Here is a 17,167-nt window from a genome sequence, read left to right on the forward strand (position 1 = left end):
TCTTCCTTTATGCATCCATATCGACAAGTCGGTCTGGATCAATCCAACGTGGGTCTTGTGCTTCTGCGCTCAGAACCTCTCCGCTCTCTCCGTCTTCAGCTTCACCGTCTTCACTGCCAGAGAATGCGTTTTCTCCTCCAGAGAAGCTCTGTGAGCCTTCTTCTTTTAGCTGGAAGCTCAGGCCCTCTTCACTAAACTCAAGGCCACTTTCAGCAAAAGCTTCTTGTAAGTAACGCAAGTCCCGTGCCATCTGCTCTAAAACATCCATATTTTGTGACGCAATGACACCACTCACACGGCCATCACTCACACGAATGTGGAGATCAAGTTCGCCCAGTTCTGGCGGATTTAGGACCATTTTGACTTCACCACCACCTTGCTTTGCAAGCTGACGGACTTGCATCTGCATTTGTGCAGCTACATCGGCCTGGCGTGCCATTTGTGCCAGTCTCTCAGTACCAGCCGGGCGATTTTGGTTGTTCACTTGCTTTTCCATAAAGGCATCAAAGTCAGCACTATCATTTACATCAACTGGATCAGTTGTTTCAGATTGCACTTGAAGAGCGCCCTGCTCTGATTGGCTAACTGTAAAGACGTTACGAGACTCAGAAAGAATTTCTGCAAGAGGTTGCGGCTTGAGGTACTCACCACGCACTTGTGTTGATGCACCATCCACAAATTCTGCCGTACGTGACGCTACACCACCTTCAGAACGAATGCGGTCACTCGCGGCTCTAGCCGCGGCTGCAAAGGCACCACTTTCACCTTCAATACCTGCTTGCTGTAAAGCAGAAATAACTTTTTCATTCAGCGGACGTTCGCCAGTAGCAACCTGCTGCGCAATATCGCCTAGAGGACCTTTTGCTGCATTTTCAGCAAGCGGAATATCACCGCCTGAAAGTGCGCTATGCGCTAGCTCTGCGCCAGAAATAATTGTTGTACTCTGCGCACTAAAACTTATAGAAACCGAAGAACGGCGTGCGTTAAAGGCAAGCAGGCCTGCAGCTTCATCACTGCCACCTTCTTTACTTGCAAGGAAGGCTTGATAGGCTACAGAAGGATCCTCACCTTGTAGAAGGGCCTTAAGAAGTTCAATTTCATCCTGTTTCGCCTCTTCTGCTTCCATGTACTTCATAAAGGCGACGTAACCAACCGCACGATCCATCGCATCTTCAGCGCTCATACCAAGAGACTCAAACGCTGCAGCAAGACCTGCAACCGTATTGAGGCCAGAGGCATCAATACCAATCGCTTTAAATTCTGTGATGACTTGCTCAATCACAATTTCAAATTCAACATGAGTAATTTGTGTAAAGGCAGCAGCACCGCCCTCACCTGCACCAAGTTTACCCAACATGTCTGCCAGATCATTTACTTTACCAACAAGGCTCTCCACATCAAACTGAGAGGCGAGACCACCTTCTGGCAGAAAATCTGTCATATTAAAACTCACATCAGAAAGCATATCTGAAAGAGAGCCATCAGCGCTGCCACCAAGCAGCATAGCAAGCAGGCTTGTATCATCACCGGCTTCACTCTCAGCGTTGCCGCCAAGAAGGCCGCCAAGTAGACTTGCAAATCCACCTGCGCCAAAAACGCCAAAAGAGGACTCCCCAAAAGCCCCACTTAGTGATTGTGTTTGTCCCATCCCATTCCCCAAAAGTGCTAGGGGTGATATACTCATGCGGTTCGGTCCTTTCCGTAACGTCGTTTAAACTGAATTTTAAGATGCAAGAAGGTTGCCAAGTCCTAAATGAGTGACGAAAAAAAATTAGAAAAAGATTCAAAGCTCAGTGCTGTCGCCCTTGAGTATGAAAAAGAGGGCGAAGGCGCGCCTGTTGTTGTGGCCAAAGGTAAAGGGCTTATTGCTGAGCGCATCCTTGAAATTGCTGAAGAGCACGACATTCACATCCATAGAGACGCCGATCTGATGACAGTTTTAGAGACGGTTGAACTCAATCATGAAATTCCATTAGAAGTTTATGCTGTTGTTGCGGAGATTTTTGCGTATATTTATCGTATTAACAATGAGAAGAAAAACGCGTGAGTACAAACCAGCTGATTACGGAGACGAAAGAAGCGATTAGCCGCCTAGAGCGTATGGCTGGTGGTGAAAGCACGACACCTGCCCAAATTGCTGAACAAACAGAAGTGATTCGTGACTGTATGGAAAAGCTTGCTGCCATGTCTCCAGAAGAGACAGAAACGCACCGTACAGACCTCTCAAACCTAAGACAACACCTTGATATTGCAATGGAAAAACTTACTTCCTACCAAAAGAGTGTCAAAGAACAAATTCAAACCAATGCCATTCGCGCCAAAGCGAATAAACAGTATGGAGGCCCTAAGTGACCATATTTGAAGACATCAACATGATGCGCTGGCTCTTTGCCTGTGGCGTTCTTATCCTCTTGCTTATGGGGCTTAGCATTGTGGCACGCAGAAGCGGTCAATTTAAGCATGTGACAGGCGCAAACAAACGCCTGAAAGTCCTCGATATCACGCCAATTGATATGAAGCATAAAGTGGCTATTATTAAACAGGATAACATTGAGCACACAATTCTTATCGGCGCTGAAACGCCTCTTCACCTGATGGCAACTCCAATCACAGAAGGTGAGCAACCTGCTGAAGACGAACAAGAAGAGCGACCAATTGGCTTTTTAAAGCGCGTGCGTAGCTCTTGCCCAACCAAAGAAGAAATTCTAAAAGATATTGAGAAGGAGAAAAAAGCAGATGCCTAAGCTTACACTCTCACGTCTTATTAAGTTTACACTACTGTCAGCGCTCTTCCTTGGTATCAGCGCCTTCCCACTTTATGCACAGGAAGCCCCAGTAAATATTAGTTTTGGAGATGACCTGCTTTCATCTGAACGTATTTTCCAGATGTTTATCCTTCTTACGGTTCTTTCACTGGCCCCATCTATGGTGATGATGATTACATCTTTCACACGTATTGTGGTGGTGTTCTCATTCCTAAGAAGTGCTATGGGTCTGCAAGCCTCACCACCTAACACGGTGATGATCAGCCTTGCCCTGTTTATGACCTTCTTTATTATGCAGCCCACACTTGAAGAATCTTACAATGAGGGTGTGCGCCCTTACCTTGATGAACGCATTGATGAAGAAGCCGCTTTTAACCGCTCTATGGCTCCCTTTAAAGATTTCATGGGATCACAAGTTCGTGAAAATGACCTAAACCTCTTTATTGAAATGATGCCTGAAGACAGCAAACCTGCTGTCATTGAAACCTCTCAAGATGTGCCACTACAAGCGATGATTCCTGCATTTATGATCAGTGAACTGCGTCGTGCCTTTGAAATTGGTTTCCTGATCTTCTTGCCATTCCTCATTATTGATCTAACTGTTGCATCGATCCTGATGAGTATGGGTATGATGATGCTTCCACCGATCATTATCTCTCTGCCATTTAAAATCATCTTCTTTGTATTGGTTGATGGCTGGCACCTTCTTGTTGGCTCTCTCGTTGAGTCCTTTAAAGGGGTCACCTAACAGATCCGAAAAGAAAAAGAGGGCTTTCGCCCTCTTTTTTATTCGCTTACAGAAACTGGCGCGGGGAGATACGTTCAAACTCTCCATCGTCATCATAGTCCACCAGCTCGTTAAACGCCTTCACAGCGTTCATAAAGCGTACATAGGTTGCTTTACGGGCCTTCCAGTAGCCGTTCACCGCCTTTTTATCTTCAGGGGTTGAACGCCACGCTGGGTTATTGGCCTTCACATTATCCATCAGGGCGCCAAGCGTTTTATCTTCATCCCAGTACACAAGGTACAGCAGGTGATGATAAAAATTGATCACACGACGCTTATGGGCCGGCAGAAGAAGCTCTGCAGCAATGCTGGTTTCAGCATCCTCAAGTGCTTGCGCATAGTCACGTCCAATGCAATCTATATTGTAACGCTCGCCGTATTCCTTCAAGTCTTCATAGGTATTCCACAGCCAAATCGGTCCGCACATTGCACCTGCCGTTGCCATATGAAATGCCGTTTCAAAATGTTCTAGAGACATAAGTCACCTCTTACAGAAAAGGGAGAACAAAGATTAATATGAAACTGTTATAGAGAGGTAGGCTTAGAAAATCAAGTCAGGGTAGCTAAAGCTGCTTCATCAGGTAAGGCACATCAAGAATCATATGCACATACCCTTCACCAGTAATTGTTGCGCCACTAATAGCCTCATGGTGGCCAAATACTTTACTAATCGGCTTCACAACGGCTTCTTCCTGACCAAGCAGACCATCAACAACAAGCCCTAGCGCATTTCCGCCCTCACGCACCACAAGAATAAATGGCGTGGTCTTTTGTGAACGCTGACGTAGGCGCTTTCTCAACGGGCTCATGTCAGGATCATCCACATAGGCATCATCAAGATCAAGCTTTTGACGTCCCGGCATTGAAATACCATGCGTAAGAGCCTCAAGGTAGAAGAGCGGCAGCACTTCTCCACGCAGCTCAATAACATCGCGCTTATTTACTTGGTGAACATCACCTTTGTTAAACTTAATCACTTCTGCAATATCACCAATTGGAACAGCAAAACCTTCTTCTTTAGCGCGTACAACAAGTGTTTGCACAATCGCGAGAGTCAATGGAAGGTAAATTGTGACACATGTGCCCACACCAAACTCACTTGTGAGGGAAATACTCCCCTTCACAGACTGAATCTTAGAGTTCACCACATCCATACCCACACCACGGCCAGACACATCACTCACCTGCTCAGCAGTTGAGAACCCTGGGGCGAAAATAAGGTTAATTGCATCCTGATCAGACATCGCCTCAATGGTTTCAGCGTCATGTAGCTCTTTTTCAATCGCTTTTTTGCGGATCACAACAGGATCAATGCCTTTACCGTCATCCTGAATCTGAATCACCACGTTATTCCCTTCATAAAAGGCACGTACCGAAAGCGTTCCAGATGGAGCTTTCCCCATAGCTGTACGCTCTTCTGGTGTTTCAAGGCCGTGGTCGAGTGAATTACGAATGAGGTGAATCATTGGATCCGCCAGTTCATCTACCAGCGTCTTATCCACTTCTGTATCTTCCCCTTCAATCAAAAGGTCTACATCTTTATTCAGCTTACTCTTCAACTCACGCACTTGACGTGGAATTTTATCAAAGACTTTTTTAATCGGCTGCATACGTGTACCAAGTACAGCAGATTGCAAACTTCTAATGCCGCGTGTTAGCTGTTCTGTTTGCGCCATAATGCCGAGATACTCTTCTTCCTCAAGCTTTTCTGCAATATGAGGGCGCTCAAGAGAGCGAACCAAAGAGTTACGTGCCAGAACAAGTTCACCAACATCATTCATAATGGCATCAAGGCGGCCTGTTTCTACACGAATCATCACATCAGCAGCAGAGGCTTTTCCACCGCGTCTATCTGTCTTACGACGGTCTCCGCGGCCAACACGGCGCTCACCTGCACGATTATCAGGTTTTTTCGCCTCAGCCTTCTTCACTTGATGCTTAATCACATCACCAAGGCGTTCATCAGCCATCACTTCTGCAAGGAGCTGTAAATCTACACCACTCGCTGAAGGGTCTGTTGGCTCATCGCCTGTGTCCTTATCACCTGCTAAGCGCTTATCTGCAAGCACCTCAGCAAGAAGGTCTAAATCAATTTTTACATCTGCCTCATCATCATCAACTGGCTCTTCCTGTAAAGCCTTTTCCATATCTGCTTCAGAAGCGTTTTCTTCTTTAACGTCAGCTTTTGCAGGCTTTTTAGCAGTTTTCTTCTTTGGTTTTTCTTCTACTTTTACAGATTCTTCTGGCGCCTCTTCCTTATCTGCAAGGCGTTCATCTGCCATCACTTCTGCAAGGAGATCTGCATCAACAGCAACATCATCAGAGGCTTCTTCTTCCTCTGGTGTAAACTCCTCTTCCTCAGTGTCGTCAGTACCAGCGAGTCTTTCATCAGCCATAACCTCTGCAAGCAGGTCAGAGTCAACCGTTACATCAGCATCCTCAACAGATGTTTCCACCTCAATCTCTTGTTCTTCAGGCTCTTCAACAGGTGCTTCTTCTACAGCAGGCTCAGTCTTTTTCGGTGCTGGCGCGCCTCCACCATTGGTGAGGGTTTCAAGCTCTTGCACCATCTCATCAATTTCAAAAGTGTTAGAATCTTCACCATCCTTGCTCATATCCAGCATGTCTTTGAGCATGTCATTGGTAGTGAGGAGTGCGTCCATCACATCTTTTGTGACATCTACATTTTCACCACGGACTTCATCAAGGAGGTTTTCACCCGCATGGGCAAGTTTAGACATTTTATCGAGGCTTAAGAAACCTGCTCCGCCTTTAAGAGTGTGCAGAACACGGAAGATACGGTCAACGAGATCCGCGTCAAAGTCGCCAGATTCAGAGATTGTCTCTAGCTTAATCAGGTCTTGCTCGAGTTCATCAAGGCTTTCATCGGCCTCAGTGAAAAACTCCTGCAAGATTTCGCCTAATTCATCGTGTTCCACGAGGCGTCTTGCCTTTTCTTCTTTTTATTTTTACGTGTCTAGCACGCCCTAATTTAAAGGAGCGTATCTAAAATATCGTCAATATCATCCTGCTCTAGGCTATTGCCTGGAAGCTGAGGACCATTCAATAGCTCAGCCTCTTCTTGCAAAAACTCTTTTTGTTCTGCGCTGAGGTTATCTGCTTTCTTCTGCATGCCAAATACCACAACCATACGTAGGATGTGCTGTTCTACTTGCTTCAGTGTTTTTACAATCTTTTGAATGCGCTGGCCTGTGAGGTCTTGGAAGTTACAAGCTTCAAAAATAGCCGTAATCTGCGCTTCCATATTTGCAACAGAAGCTTCATCAGCCCCAGAATCCTTAAGCTTTTTAAGGTCTGCCTGCATCGCTTCACAAGCATCCATAATCTCTGTTGTTGCCTTCTCAGTTGTCGCAACAATGGCGTCTAACTGGTCAGATGCATCAGGGATCCCTTTTTCTGCAAGCTCTTCTGGTTGGAAAGATTGCTCTTTTTTCGCCTCATTAATAAAGCGGGCAAGCTCTGCAAGTTCACCAAAAATTTCAGTATCAAGCTCGTCAACTTCACCTTTAAATAGGCCACGTACAGCTTCAGTCAGCTCACGCACTTGTGACATTGGCACCATTTCAGCATCAGATGCCTCAAGAGCATCGAGCTTATTTTTAATATTTTCTTTAGTTTTGTCCGACATAATTCAGGTCCCCTACCCTTAAAAGTCGCCAATAACGCGCTTGAGTTTTTCTTTCAGCGTTGCGGCATTAAATGGCTTCACAATGTAATTGTTTACACCCGCTTGAACCGCGGCAATCACGTTCTCTTTCTTACCTTCGGCGGTCACCATAATAAATGGAATGTGCTTGTACTCTTCAGATGCACGTACTTTTTTAAGAAGTTCCATGCCTGTCATGTTAGGCATGTTCCAATCAGATACAATAAGGTCAATGTTATCGTTTTCTAGGACTTCCCATGCAAGTTCCCCATCTGCAGCTTCAATCATGTTTGTAAAGCCAAGCTGACGCATAAGATTCATAACAATACGACGCATAGTTTGGAAATCATCAACGACGAGGATGCGCATATTTTTATCAACAGCCATGGGGGTTTATCCTTGTTTCTTATTATTTTTATCGTGCGAAAAGAAGTATACCCTGAAACCCAAACTATTCAAAACTTGGGAGGTCACTTTTTTCTGCGAGCATTTCACTAATAATGCGTCCCTTCGCACTTGAGAGCTTCTCCATAATTTTTGCAACAGATTTACGGTTCATACGCTTAAACACATCAAATACGATGCGGTTATCCATACGCTCCATAACTGACGCGGCTGCATCAGGTTTCATCTGCTCATAGATTTTGGCAAGGGATACAAGTTCTGCTTCTTCTTTTTCTGACAGATTTTTAAGAAGCGATCCAATCTGCGTTTCTAAATCTTCTAGGCGCTTAATTTTCACATCAAGGCGACTTTCAGCAAGGTCTACCAGCTTCTCACGCAGGGCAAGAGCTTCTTCCTCACGGTCAAGCTCTAGCTTAATAGAGCTCAGGTCTTGTAGAAGACGAATTTCTGATGGCGTAAAGTTTACGCGTGTTTCAATAGGGTTTGCTTGTGAGAAAGCATTGCCCGTAAGGCCTACACATGCAAAAGTGAGCAAAATACGCTTCATTAAAGGCGTCCTTGTAGAGCTTGCTTCAGGCGCTTTTCAGCTTCGCTTCTTGTTGACTTGATAATATCTTCATCTTGCTCGTCGCTGGCATCAGTCACTTTACTCGCAGCTTGGTAAAGTGCAGAGCTCTTACCGCGAGATACCGTTCTTAACGGCTGGCTTGTAAACGTAAATGGACGTGTTGAAAGTGGGTCTTTACCATTTCCAGTGCCGTTTGTTTCCTTTTTCAGGCTGGCATGGATGGCTTTTGTCTTGATAGGTTTGCCACCTTTTTTCTGATCTTCAAGATCATCAAATTTCTCAAGAAGCTTTTCAGCACGTGCTGACATCATCTTCAGGTCATCTAGAGCACTATGAGCTGTTTTAAGTTGTTCGCTCATGTTTGCTGTTACGCTGTCGCTCTTATCATCTTTCAGCTGGCCCATAAGTTCGCGGGCGCGAGTAATCGTCCCTTCCAAGCTTTCAGAAAGGATTTTAAAGCTACGTTCAGCCTGCCTTAACTGGCTAATACGCAGGTGTAGTAAAATAAGCAAAGCCCCCACTACACTGAGGAGGACTACAAGCATCACCTGAATCATGAGAGCTGCTTCTGCCAAATTTATATATCCTCACGCTCGTTATTAATGTCAGAAATAATCTTCTTAATCTTAACCGCTTTCCATTCATGAACACGGCCAATTTCACCTGTCATTTTGACGACATTTCCGCATTTAATCAAGACTGGATCACCCTTACGAGCATTTAATTCAATGGTATCACCAATGCGCCAGCCTAAAATCTCATCCAAAGAGTAATCAAGCTCATCAATTACCACTGTTAAATCAGTCTCAGCATGGTAAAGCTCTTGACTGAGGTGGTTTTCCCAAATGTTATCCTGACCAAATTTTTCACCAATAAACTGCTGAAGGAGCTGATCACGGATTGGCTCAAGTGTCGCGTATGGCATACAGAATTGTAGAATACCGTCACGTTCCTCAAGATTTACACGCAGAGACACAAGAATCGCTGCGTTGTTTGGACGTGTAATATTTGCAAAGCGAGGGTTCACCTCCATACGCTCTGCCGCAAACTGAATCGGCGCAATTGGCGCAAAAGCTTCACCAAGGTCGCTCAGCACAACCTCAGAAAGACTATCAATAATGCGTCGCTCAATTGTTGTGAAGTTACGGCCTTCAATACGTGCCGGACGGCTCTTACGGCCACCAAGCAGAATATCAACCACCGAGTAAATCAGGCGGCTTTCATAAACCAGTAGAATGTAGTCATCCAAACCAATCGAGTTCACAACCACAATACCTGCTGGTAGTGGCACACTGTTCAAGTAATCTTGGAAACGCACAGACGTAATGTTATCAATCGTAATTTCTACGTTATCTGCCGTAAAGTGACGTAAACTTGTTGAAAGAAAGCGCTCAAATTTATCAAACACAACATCCAGCATCGGTAGACGCTCATAAGAAACCACGTTTGAATCTAAGAGAACACGGATACCAGTACGAGATTCTTCACCAGCACTACCCATACCCAAGAGAGAGTCAATCTCGTCTTGGTCTAGAATGCGCTCTTCAAGCTCATCCTCAGCCGGCTCAAAAGTCTCATCATCGCCACCAGCGCCACCGCTTTTTAGCGCAGAGTTCTCCTCTTCAGCAGCGGCCATGCTCTGCCACTCCTGCAGGAGTTCCTCTTCAGTCTTTTCGCCGTTTTCTGGATTTGTTGGATCTGCCATCGGTTAAAGGGTATCCATATCTTTCTTATTTTTATCTAGTATAGCATACGCATAAATCATGCCACAACTATGAAAGGCCACCAAAATGGCGGCCTTCCCTTAAAAAAAGTGGTTTTATTGAACCAAAATTTCCTTAAAGAGCACATCTGTGACTTTAACAGGATGTGCTGCTTGGCTTGCACGTAGCAAAAGCGCTTCCTTCAAACGATACACACCGCTAGATGCACTCAGGTCTTCTGCACGCAACTGACGCAAGTAAACTTGGAAGTCATCAATCACACGTGGCATCACGCGCTCAAGCTTAGTCATATCTTCTTCACTGCTCACCTCTAGGTTCACTTTTAGCTTCAGGTAACGGCTTGCCGTGCCTGAGCTTGCTAGGTTCACAAGAATTTCTGGAACTTCCATAAAGTGTGCTTGTGGCTCTTCAGGCATCATAGCTTCAGCTTCAGCAGCCGCTGCCGCTTCTGCTTCAAGTGCTGCCTGTTCATCATCACCACCAGATGAGATAAAGAAGAATGCTGCACCCGCTGCACCTCCAAGTAAAACAACCGCAAGAATTGCAATCAGTAGAATTTTTGATGAGCCTTTTTTCTCTTCAGACCCTTCGCCGCCCTCAGCTTCTGGATTTTGATTTTCTTCAGCCATGTGCACCCCATTTATTCAAATTTATTATTACAGTGGAATCTCTTGTCTCATAAGTGTAACAAGAGATGCAAAGAAAAAGAAAAAAGAACCCTGTGATCAAGCAGTTGCAGAGCGAACAACAGGTTCGTCCTGTTGCGCAGATGCACCGCCGCTGGCAATTTTCACCCATGATTCGCGGAGCTGTCTAAGTTGCCCAACAACTTCATCAATCACTTCTGTATCGTTTTTCAGATCAATTTGAACCAAACGGTTCAGCATATACTGATAGATACGAGAAAGATTGCCCGCAATTTCTCCACCCTTTTCCATATCAAGAGTTTCGAAAAGATACATGATAATATCACCCGCACGCTTATTATTGTTAAAACGAGACTGAATGTCCCCTGCTTCAATGGCTTGCTTTGCTGATAGAAGGAAGCGAATCGCTCCATCGTATAGCAGCACAACACGCTCTGCTGGCGACGCGTTCAGGATCTGTTGTTCCCAATAATGTTTTGCGGCGTTTTGATTCATGTGTCTTAACTCTATTTCTTAATGTGTTTATGAGTGGGTCTGCAAATGGTTAACTGTCACCATTTAGAGCACCAAGCTGCTGTGTCAATTGGTCACGTAATTGGTTCAATTGAGCAAGCGCTGTCTCCATAGAAATGAACTGCTGTGTTAGGCTGTTTCTCTGCACTTCTAGGCGTTCATCAATTTGTGCAATACGATCTTGATAATCAACATTCTGCTCTTCCAGAGTTGTAACATCTGTACGCAGTTGACCATCCAGCGCTGTAATATCCTCAAGGTAACCATAAAGCTGATCCGCTACACCACGTGTAAACGTCACTTCAATATCGTTAATTGGGCCAAGGCTCGGATCTCCGTTAAAGAAGAGCTGAAGACCATTCGCTGATGTATTGTCAGTTGCTGTAATCACTTGAGAGCTTTGCGTTGCCGAACCATCACCAATGACACCGCCACCAGCTGTTGTGCTAATTGCGGCTTGAATCACATTTCCTGACGCATCCGTACCCGCAATATCTAGGTAGTAAGGCTGCAAATTACCAGAACCATCCACATTTGGCTGTGTACTTTGGTCAAAACCAACCACACTCACACGTGAATCTGACGTTGTCGCATCAAAAGCGAAGATCTTACGCACACCGTCAGTATTATTGACAAGCGCATCATTAAATTTATCCTGGTCAATTTCCAGCATAAAGTTACCACCGATTTCAATACCAATCTGACCAAGTGTTTCATAACCAGAAGCCGCACCCGGGATAACCGTGTTAATCATTTCACCAAGCTCGCGGTCAATACTTCTAAGTGTTGAATCAAAAGCAAGGGCACCAAACTCTGACTCAGCACCTTCCGCATCGCTACGTACACGCTGCGTTCTTTGGTCAATAATAAACTCTTTCATCAGGTTGTAAGCATCAACAAACCCTTGAACTGCGCCTTGAATCTCATTCAAGTTTTGCTCAATCTCAATGTTAATTTCAGTATTTGGCTCTGCACCAAACAGATCAAGCGTAATCCCTTCTAAGACATCATCAATGGCGTTAGAAGAACGTGTAATGCCTGTAATACCGTCAACATCAATAATGGCATCTTGCGCGGCAGTAAGTTCAGTCTTAATACCGCCAACACCATCAGTAAAGCCAAAGCTATCTGTTGTTGCGTTACCGCCAGCAAAATCAATTGCATTGGCCGTACCCGTATCTTCAGCTGTCATCACGAGGTAATGCTCTGTTGGGCTTACCGATACGATAGACGCATTGACGCCAGCATTTGATGAGTTAATTTTGTCTTGCATATCTGCAAGAGTGTCATCCGCATCAATGGTGATGCTCTCACCATTCATTGTAAATGTACCAATTGTAAAACCTTGCGCTGAAAGTGCTGTTGCATTGGTATCTGCAAAAGCATCACTGCGCATTTGGTGTGATTGTGCAAGCTGATGAATTGTCAGCCTGTGCGTTCCCACAGTTGCATCATCACCAGCAAGAACACCAACAAGACTATCTGCTGCAACAGGCGTGTAACCACCAGGTGCACCAGCTGCGGCTGTTGATGTTGTAAAGGCTTGCTTTGTATCAAATACATCTTCAGCAAAGAAACTCACGCCCCCACGGAGTTGATCTAAGCTTGTCTTTAAGTTATCTGCAATAAGTGTAAGATCGCTGTAAGCCGTCAGCTTTGTATCGTTAACAGCGATTTTATCCTCAATCTGAGTTGCTGGAATTCGCTTGGCCTGCATAATGGCGTCAACAGTAGACTGCCAGTCAATATTTGACGATAGACCTGAGAAGCGCAAATTACCACTGTCAGTGGTGCTAGCAAAACTAGTATTCAGTAATGAGTCGGTCATACGTGTCCCTCTCTCTTTTTGTCCGCTACCTGCGTACCTTTTCCTTTATGGACCCTGTCACAAATGATAACACACATTTTTCAAACATCTCCATCTACGATGATACCGCGTTCGCGAATATTTTGCGCATATAGCTTTAAAATTTGCAGACCCTCGTAACGATTCACAGTACTCCCTGTGGCTTTATCGACCACATTGCCACTAGAATCAAACACGTCGTCTTCCATTTCCATATCAACTTCCATGTCTTGTTCACCAAGCATATCGTTCATATAGTGCACAGCTCTTTTGTAGGCTGTTTCTGCTGCGTCTGTCAGGTTAAAACCAGCAGGAAACTTAGGAACCTGAAATCCTCCTCGACCATCCACTTTTTGGTATACACCCTGAGGTTTGGCTGGCTTCATCTGAGGTTGAGAAGCAATCGCCTTTTCAGGATTTATATTGTTCGGATCAATGGAAAGCTTTGGTTTCACAAATAGTTACCCTTAACTGTTTCGTAGTAAGTCAACTAAAAGATCAGGGTTTTGGTTAGAGCGTGCCAGCATATCTAGGCCTGTTTCAAGCAGAGCCTGAGAGCTTGCAAGCTTACTAATCTCTTCAGCCACATCAACATCCAGAAGTGTAGACTTCGCAGCCTCACTGTTCTCCTGTGCAACTGAAATATTACTTGCTGTAAACTCGAGTCGGTTCTGGTTTGCACCAATATCCGCACGTGCACCTGTAATAATGGCATTGGCTGTATCAATCAGATCAACAACCGCACCTGCGTTAGTATCAGTTAGAAGATCTGTACCAGCAAGTCCCATAGCCGCAACGTTAATCACTGGAAGGGTTACATCAATACGCTCTGCGGCTGTTGTACCTTTACCAACCTGGTATTCTAGGTTTGCACCCACAGCTACACCAGTTGCAATAGAAGCAAAGCCAGTATTTGGACCTGTTACAATGTCTGTCGTATCATCAAAGTCACTGTTGAGGGTCAAAGTCACACCTAGGTTAAAGAATTCAAAATCTTGCAGCTGACCCACTTGAGGCGAGGATACTGTGAGTGACTGAAACTCTGTTGTCACCGTATTCGTCACGGTCAGCGTATTTGTGGCCGCGAAAAACTGCACATCAAATGTATCACCAGCATTTACAAACGGCTCAAAAGCAAAACCAACAAAACCATCATCAGAATCAACCGCCGTACCAAGCGTTGCACCATCCAGAGCAATCTGGTTTGTACCACCAAGCAGCTGGTTATCGTTAAAAACAGTTGTTTCTACAATACGATCCATTTCTTCTAAAAGAAGCTGATATTCCGTATCCAGAAAAGACCTTTCCGTATTTGAAAGTTGGCTAGAAGAGGCTGTCAAAGAGATCGATTTTGTACGTACTAAAATATCTTGGATCTTACCCAGAGAGCCATCTGCAATTTGAAGCATTGATACACCTTGAGACACGTTAATCTGCGCGGCTCTTAGTGAAGAAATATCAACTTTAAGGCTCGCACCAATAGACAGTGCAGCAGCATCTTCAGATGCCTCAAATACACGTGTACCAGATGAGAGTTTTGCAATAGATGTAGAGGTTTCAGTACTGTTAAGACCAACGTTACGCTGTGCGATTTGCGTTGAAATATTACTAATAATCGATACGACCATGGCGGGATACCTTCCTTATGCCTGTTTCATTCATATAACTAAACAATGCAGAGAGCGTGCCAACTTTTAAATTATCAATATAAAACAAAAAGCCCCGCAAATGCGGGGCTTTTAAGCATGTATCAGCAACGTTATGAAGTTGTTGTCCCTGATGTCATTTCAGCTTCCGTTGTTGGCTTGCTGTCAAACATGTCAGAGAATACATCTTCCCAAGTTCCTTGAGTTGACGCACGAGAGTATTCCGTTGCGCGCTGCTCAAAGAAGTTTGAGTGCTCAGTTGCATTTAGCATCTCGTCTAGCCATGGTAGAGGGTTCTTCTCAATACCAAATACGCTTTCAAGGCCAAGCTGCATTAGGCGGCGGTCACCAATGTAACGGATGTAATCCTTCACTTCCTGTGGTGTTAGGCCCTGCACTTCACCTTCTTCAAAGGCAAGATCAATGAAGGCGTCTTCCATCTTCACAATCTCTTTACAGTGGTTCGTCAGCTCTTCTTTCAGCTCATCTGTCCAAACTTCAGGGTTCTCACTAATGAATGTGCGGAACAGACGAATGATTGAGTTTGTGTGAAGTGTTTCATCACGCACTGACCATGTTACGATCTGACCCATACCCTTCATCTTACCAAAGCGTGGGAAGTTCAGTAGAATCGCAAAGCTTGCAAACAGCTGGAGACCTTCAGTAAAGGCACCAAATACAGCTAGAGTTGTTGCAATACCCTTCTTAGAGTCACAAGAGAACTGGTGTAGGTAATCATATTTATCTTTCATCTGCTGGTACTTAAGGAAAGCTTCGTACTCAACCTCAGGCATACCCAGTGTATCGAGCAGATGAGAGTAAGCTGCAATGTGGATTGTCTCGATGTTAGAGAACGCACTGCACATCATCAGAACTTCAGTTGGACCGAAAACTTGTGAGTACTCTTTCATGTACGCGCCGTTTACTTCAATATCACTCTGTGTGAAGAAACGGAAAATCTGCGTCATCAGGTTAATTTCACTTGCAGAAAGCTTATCGTTCCAATCTTTTACATCATCCGCCATTGGCACTTCTTCTGGCATCCAGTGCAGACGCTGCTGCGTTTGCCATGCATCAAAGGCCCATGGGTAACGGAATGGTTTGTAGACTGGACGAGGCTCAAGAAGACCTTTTAGCTCTCCAAGACCCGTTTCTGTTTTGAGGTTCACGACTTCTGACATGATTTTATCCCTTAGGTAGTATTATAATATATTGTAGTAAGTTCGCTTAATCGTCTACGCACTCACTCATATACGATTGAGTTAAATTCGCTGAATAGGTGCGAAAATTTATTTTCGCGAAGCGCGTAAGCCGTCATGTATTTAAACATACATAAGGCTGAGCACTGGAGCGTAAATGAATTTGCAGCCCTATTCAGTAGAATTTATTGGCAAGCGAGACACTCTTCGTATTGGTCCTCTTCCTGCTGTGCAATTGCATCTGCTGCTTTTTGCTCATTCGATGGGAATGAAACAACATCCGCACGCTGGATTGACTTCGAGCGGCAGTAGTACAAGCTCTTCACACCTTTCTTCCATGCGCTAAAGTGTAGCTCATGTAGTGTTTTCTTATGTACGTCTGCTGGCAGGAATAGGTTAATTGACTGCGCTTGACAAATGTATGGTGTACGATCAGCCGCATGCTCCACCACCCAACGCTGGTCAATTTCAAATGCTGTCTTAAAGACATCTTTCTCATGCTCACTTAGGAAGTCTAACTCCTGTACAGAGCCGCCCTGTGTTGTAATGAGTGACCATGTTTCTGGTGTATCTTTACCGTACTTCTCAAGAACCTTCTTCAGGTGCTTGTTACGTACGTTGAATGAACCGTCAAGTGTCTTTTGTGTAAAGCTGTTAGCTGCGTATGGCTCAATACCAGGTGATGCGTTACCGCAAATGATTGAGCTTGATGCATTTGGCGCAATAGCAAGTTTGTTTGCAAAGCGCTCTTTAACGAGAGACTCAGCAGCATCTGGGCAAGGGCCACGCTCTTCAGCAAGAATGCGAGAAGCAGCATCAGCACCTGTACGGATATGCTTAAACATACGCTTGTTCCATACTTTCGCCATCACAGACTCAAATGGAATGTTCTTAGATTGTAGGAATGAGTGGAAGCCCATTGCACCAAGACCAACACTACGCTCACGTAGAGCCGCGTAACGGGCACGCGCCATATCATCTGGAGCGTGGTCAATAAAGTCTTGGATAATGTTATCCAGGTAGCGGAACATATCATCTAGGAATGTTTCGCACTTTTCCCACTCTTCAAATTTTTCTAGGTTCACAGAAGACAGGCAACATACAGCTGTACGCTCTTTACCATGCTGATCAATACCTGTTGGTAGAGTAATCTCAGAACATAGGTTACTCATTTTAACCTTAAGGCCCTGCTCTTTGTGGAACTCAGGGATACGGTTGTTTACGTTATCAATAAACAGAAGGTACGGCTCACCTGTTTCAATGCGTGCTGTTAGGATACGGATCCAAAGGTCACGTGCAGGGATTGTACGAAGTGTTTCGCCAGTCTTTGGAGACTTAAGGCCCCAGTCTTCGTCTTTTTCTACAGCTTCCATAAAGTCATCTGTAATCACAACAGCGTT

At 44.8% G+C, this 17,167-nt stretch carries 19 protein-coding genes; 4 read left to right on the forward strand and 15 right to left on the reverse strand.

Translation table 11 applies throughout. The annotated features are described in order from the left end of the window. Positions 1-7 precede the first annotated feature (7 nt). On the reverse strand, positions 8-1,648 hold the full coding sequence (locus VX730_03660; GenBank protein ID MEC9291477.1) for a flagellar hook-length control protein FliK: 1,641 nt from the start codon (positions 1,646-1,648) through the stop codon (positions 8-10). 105 nt (positions 1,649-1,753) lie between these two features. Between VX730_03660 and VX730_03665 the strand changes: the two genes are divergently transcribed. From VX730_03665 to fliP, 4 genes are read left to right on the forward strand one after another with little or no spacing between them, the layout of a single operon-like run. Then, complete coding sequence (locus VX730_03665; GenBank protein ID MEC9291478.1) at positions 1,754-2,047, forward strand: EscU/YscU/HrcU family type III secretion system export apparatus switch protein; 294 nt, start codon at positions 1,754-1,756, stop codon at positions 2,045-2,047. Continuing rightward, on the forward strand, positions 2,044-2,352 hold the full coding sequence (locus tag VX730_03670; GenBank protein MEC9291479.1) for a hypothetical protein: 309 nt from the start codon (positions 2,044-2,046) through the stop codon (positions 2,350-2,352). Before VX730_03665 ends, VX730_03670 begins: the two co-directional genes overlap by 4 nt. After that, positions 2,349-2,744, forward strand: coding sequence for a hypothetical protein (locus tag VX730_03675; GenBank protein ID MEC9291480.1), 396 nt, complete (start codon positions 2,349-2,351; stop codon positions 2,742-2,744). Before VX730_03670 ends, VX730_03675 begins: the two co-directional genes overlap by 4 nt. Then, on the forward strand, positions 2,737-3,513 hold the full coding sequence (fliP, locus tag VX730_03680; protein MEC9291481.1) for a flagellar type III secretion system pore protein FliP: 777 nt from the start codon (positions 2,737-2,739) through the stop codon (positions 3,511-3,513). The genes VX730_03675 and fliP overlap by 8 nt, the downstream gene beginning before the upstream one ends. Positions 3,514-3,559: 46 nt before the next feature. Here fliP and VX730_03685 read toward each other — a convergent pair whose 3' ends face one another. The 14 genes from VX730_03685 to VX730_03750 all read right to left on the reverse strand — a co-directional run. Then, complete coding sequence (locus tag VX730_03685; GenBank protein MEC9291482.1) at positions 3,560-4,030, reverse strand: hypothetical protein; 471 nt, start codon at positions 4,028-4,030, stop codon at positions 3,560-3,562. 85 nt (positions 4,031-4,115) lie between these two features. After that, complete coding sequence (locus tag VX730_03690; protein MEC9291483.1) at positions 4,116-6,491, reverse strand: chemotaxis protein CheA; 2,376 nt, start codon at positions 6,489-6,491, stop codon at positions 4,116-4,118. A 53-nt stretch (positions 6,492-6,544) separates the two neighbouring features. Continuing rightward, positions 6,545-7,201 (reverse strand): protein phosphatase CheZ, encoded by a 657-nt coding sequence (locus tag VX730_03695; protein ID MEC9291484.1) that lies wholly within the window; start codon positions 7,199-7,201, stop codon positions 6,545-6,547. A gap of 18 nt (positions 7,202-7,219) precedes the next feature. Further along, complete coding sequence (locus VX730_03700) at positions 7,220-7,606, reverse strand: chemotaxis response regulator CheY (protein MEC9291485.1); 387 nt, start codon at positions 7,604-7,606, stop codon at positions 7,220-7,222. A gap of 64 nt (positions 7,607-7,670) precedes the next feature. Next, positions 7,671-8,171 (reverse strand): hypothetical protein, encoded by a 501-nt coding sequence (locus VX730_03705; GenBank protein MEC9291486.1) that lies wholly within the window; start codon positions 8,169-8,171, stop codon positions 7,671-7,673. Then, positions 8,171-8,767 carry a hypothetical protein gene (locus tag VX730_03710; protein MEC9291487.1) on the reverse strand — a complete coding sequence of 199 codons (597 nt, stop codon included), beginning with the start codon at positions 8,765-8,767 and terminating at the stop codon, positions 8,171-8,173. Before VX730_03710 ends, VX730_03705 begins: the two co-directional genes overlap by 1 nt. Before the next feature lie 2 nt (positions 8,768-8,769). Beyond that, positions 8,770-9,897 (reverse strand): flagellar motor switch protein FliM, encoded by a 1,128-nt coding sequence (gene fliM, locus VX730_03715; GenBank protein MEC9291488.1) that lies wholly within the window; start codon positions 9,895-9,897, stop codon positions 8,770-8,772. Positions 9,898-10,011: 114 nt separating this feature from the next. Then, a complete protein-coding gene (locus VX730_03720) occupies positions 10,012-10,545 on the reverse strand; it encodes a flagellar basal body-associated FliL family protein (GenBank protein MEC9291489.1) in 534 nt (177 codons plus the stop codon). A gap of 96 nt (positions 10,546-10,641) precedes the next feature. Continuing rightward, a complete protein-coding gene (gene fliS, locus VX730_03725) occupies positions 10,642-11,058 on the reverse strand; it encodes a flagellar export chaperone FliS (GenBank protein MEC9291490.1) in 417 nt (138 codons plus the stop codon). A gap of 49 nt (positions 11,059-11,107) precedes the next feature. Beyond that, positions 11,108-12,904 carry a flagellar filament capping protein FliD gene (fliD, locus tag VX730_03730; GenBank protein MEC9291491.1) on the reverse strand — a complete coding sequence of 599 codons (1,797 nt, stop codon included), beginning with the start codon at positions 12,902-12,904 and terminating at the stop codon, positions 11,108-11,110. An 80-nt stretch (positions 12,905-12,984) separates the two neighbouring features. After that, positions 12,985-13,377 carry a hypothetical protein gene (locus VX730_03735; protein MEC9291492.1) on the reverse strand — a complete coding sequence of 131 codons (393 nt, stop codon included), beginning with the start codon at positions 13,375-13,377 and terminating at the stop codon, positions 12,985-12,987. Positions 13,378-13,389: 12 nt separating this feature from the next. Next, positions 13,390-14,550: a flagellin gene (locus VX730_03740; protein ID MEC9291493.1), complete on the reverse strand. Its 1,161-nt coding sequence runs from the start codon at positions 14,548-14,550 to the stop codon at positions 13,390-13,392. Positions 14,551-14,681: 131 nt separating this feature from the next. Continuing rightward, positions 14,682-15,749, reverse strand: coding sequence for a ribonucleotide-diphosphate reductase subunit beta (locus tag VX730_03745; protein MEC9291494.1), 1,068 nt, complete (start codon positions 15,747-15,749; stop codon positions 14,682-14,684). 203 nt (positions 15,750-15,952) lie between these two features. Next, positions 15,953-17,167: ribonucleoside-diphosphate reductase subunit alpha (locus VX730_03750; protein MEC9291495.1), on the reverse strand; the 1,215-nt coding region annotated here is incomplete at its 5' end.

It is taken from the genome of Pseudomonadota bacterium, assembly GCA_036141575.1.
Taxonomy (GTDB): Bacteria; Pseudomonadota; Alphaproteobacteria; order UBA2136; family JAPKEQ01; genus JAPKEQ01.

What these genes read in the sequence shown, in the direction of transcription:
- fliD (MEC9291491.1), bottom strand. Translation starts at nt 12,904, where the DNA reads ATGACCGACTCATTACTGAATACTAGTTTTGCTAGCACCACTGACAGT.
- VX730_03695 (MEC9291484.1), bottom strand. Translation starts at nt 7,201, where the DNA reads ATGTCGGACAAAACTAAAGAAAATATTAAAAATAAGCTCGATGCTCTT.
- VX730_03720 (MEC9291489.1), bottom strand. Translation starts at nt 10,545, where the DNA reads ATGGCTGAAGAAAATCAAAATCCAGAAGCTGAGGGCGGCGAAGGGTCT.
- VX730_03660 (MEC9291477.1), bottom strand. Translation starts at nt 1,648, where the DNA reads ATGGGACAAACACAATCACTAAGTGGGGCTTTTGGGGAGTCCTCTTTT.
- VX730_03740 (MEC9291493.1), bottom strand. Translation starts at nt 14,550, where the DNA reads ATGGTCGTATCGATTATTAGTAATATTTCAACGCAAATCGCACAGCGT.
- VX730_03705 (MEC9291486.1), bottom strand. Translation starts at nt 8,171, where the DNA reads ATGAAGCGTATTTTGCTCACTTTTGCATGTGTAGGCCTTACGGGCAAT.
- fliP (MEC9291481.1), top strand. Translation starts at nt 2,737, where the DNA reads ATGCCTAAGCTTACACTCTCACGTCTTATTAAGTTTACACTACTGTCA.
- VX730_03745 (MEC9291494.1), bottom strand. Translation starts at nt 15,749, where the DNA reads ATGTCAGAAGTCGTGAACCTCAAAACAGAAACGGGTCTTGGAGAGCTA.
- VX730_03685 (MEC9291482.1), bottom strand. Translation starts at nt 4,030, where the DNA reads ATGTCTCTAGAACATTTTGAAACGGCATTTCATATGGCAACGGCAGGT.
- VX730_03700 (MEC9291485.1), bottom strand. Translation starts at nt 7,606, where the DNA reads ATGGCTGTTGATAAAAATATGCGCATCCTCGTCGTTGATGATTTCCAA.
- fliM (MEC9291488.1), bottom strand. Translation starts at nt 9,897, where the DNA reads ATGGCAGATCCAACAAATCCAGAAAACGGCGAAAAGACTGAAGAGGAA.
- VX730_03665 (MEC9291478.1), top strand. Translation starts at nt 1,754, where the DNA reads ATGAGTGACGAAAAAAAATTAGAAAAAGATTCAAAGCTCAGTGCTGTC.
- fliS (MEC9291490.1), bottom strand. Translation starts at nt 11,058, where the DNA reads ATGAATCAAAACGCCGCAAAACATTATTGGGAACAACAGATCCTGAAC.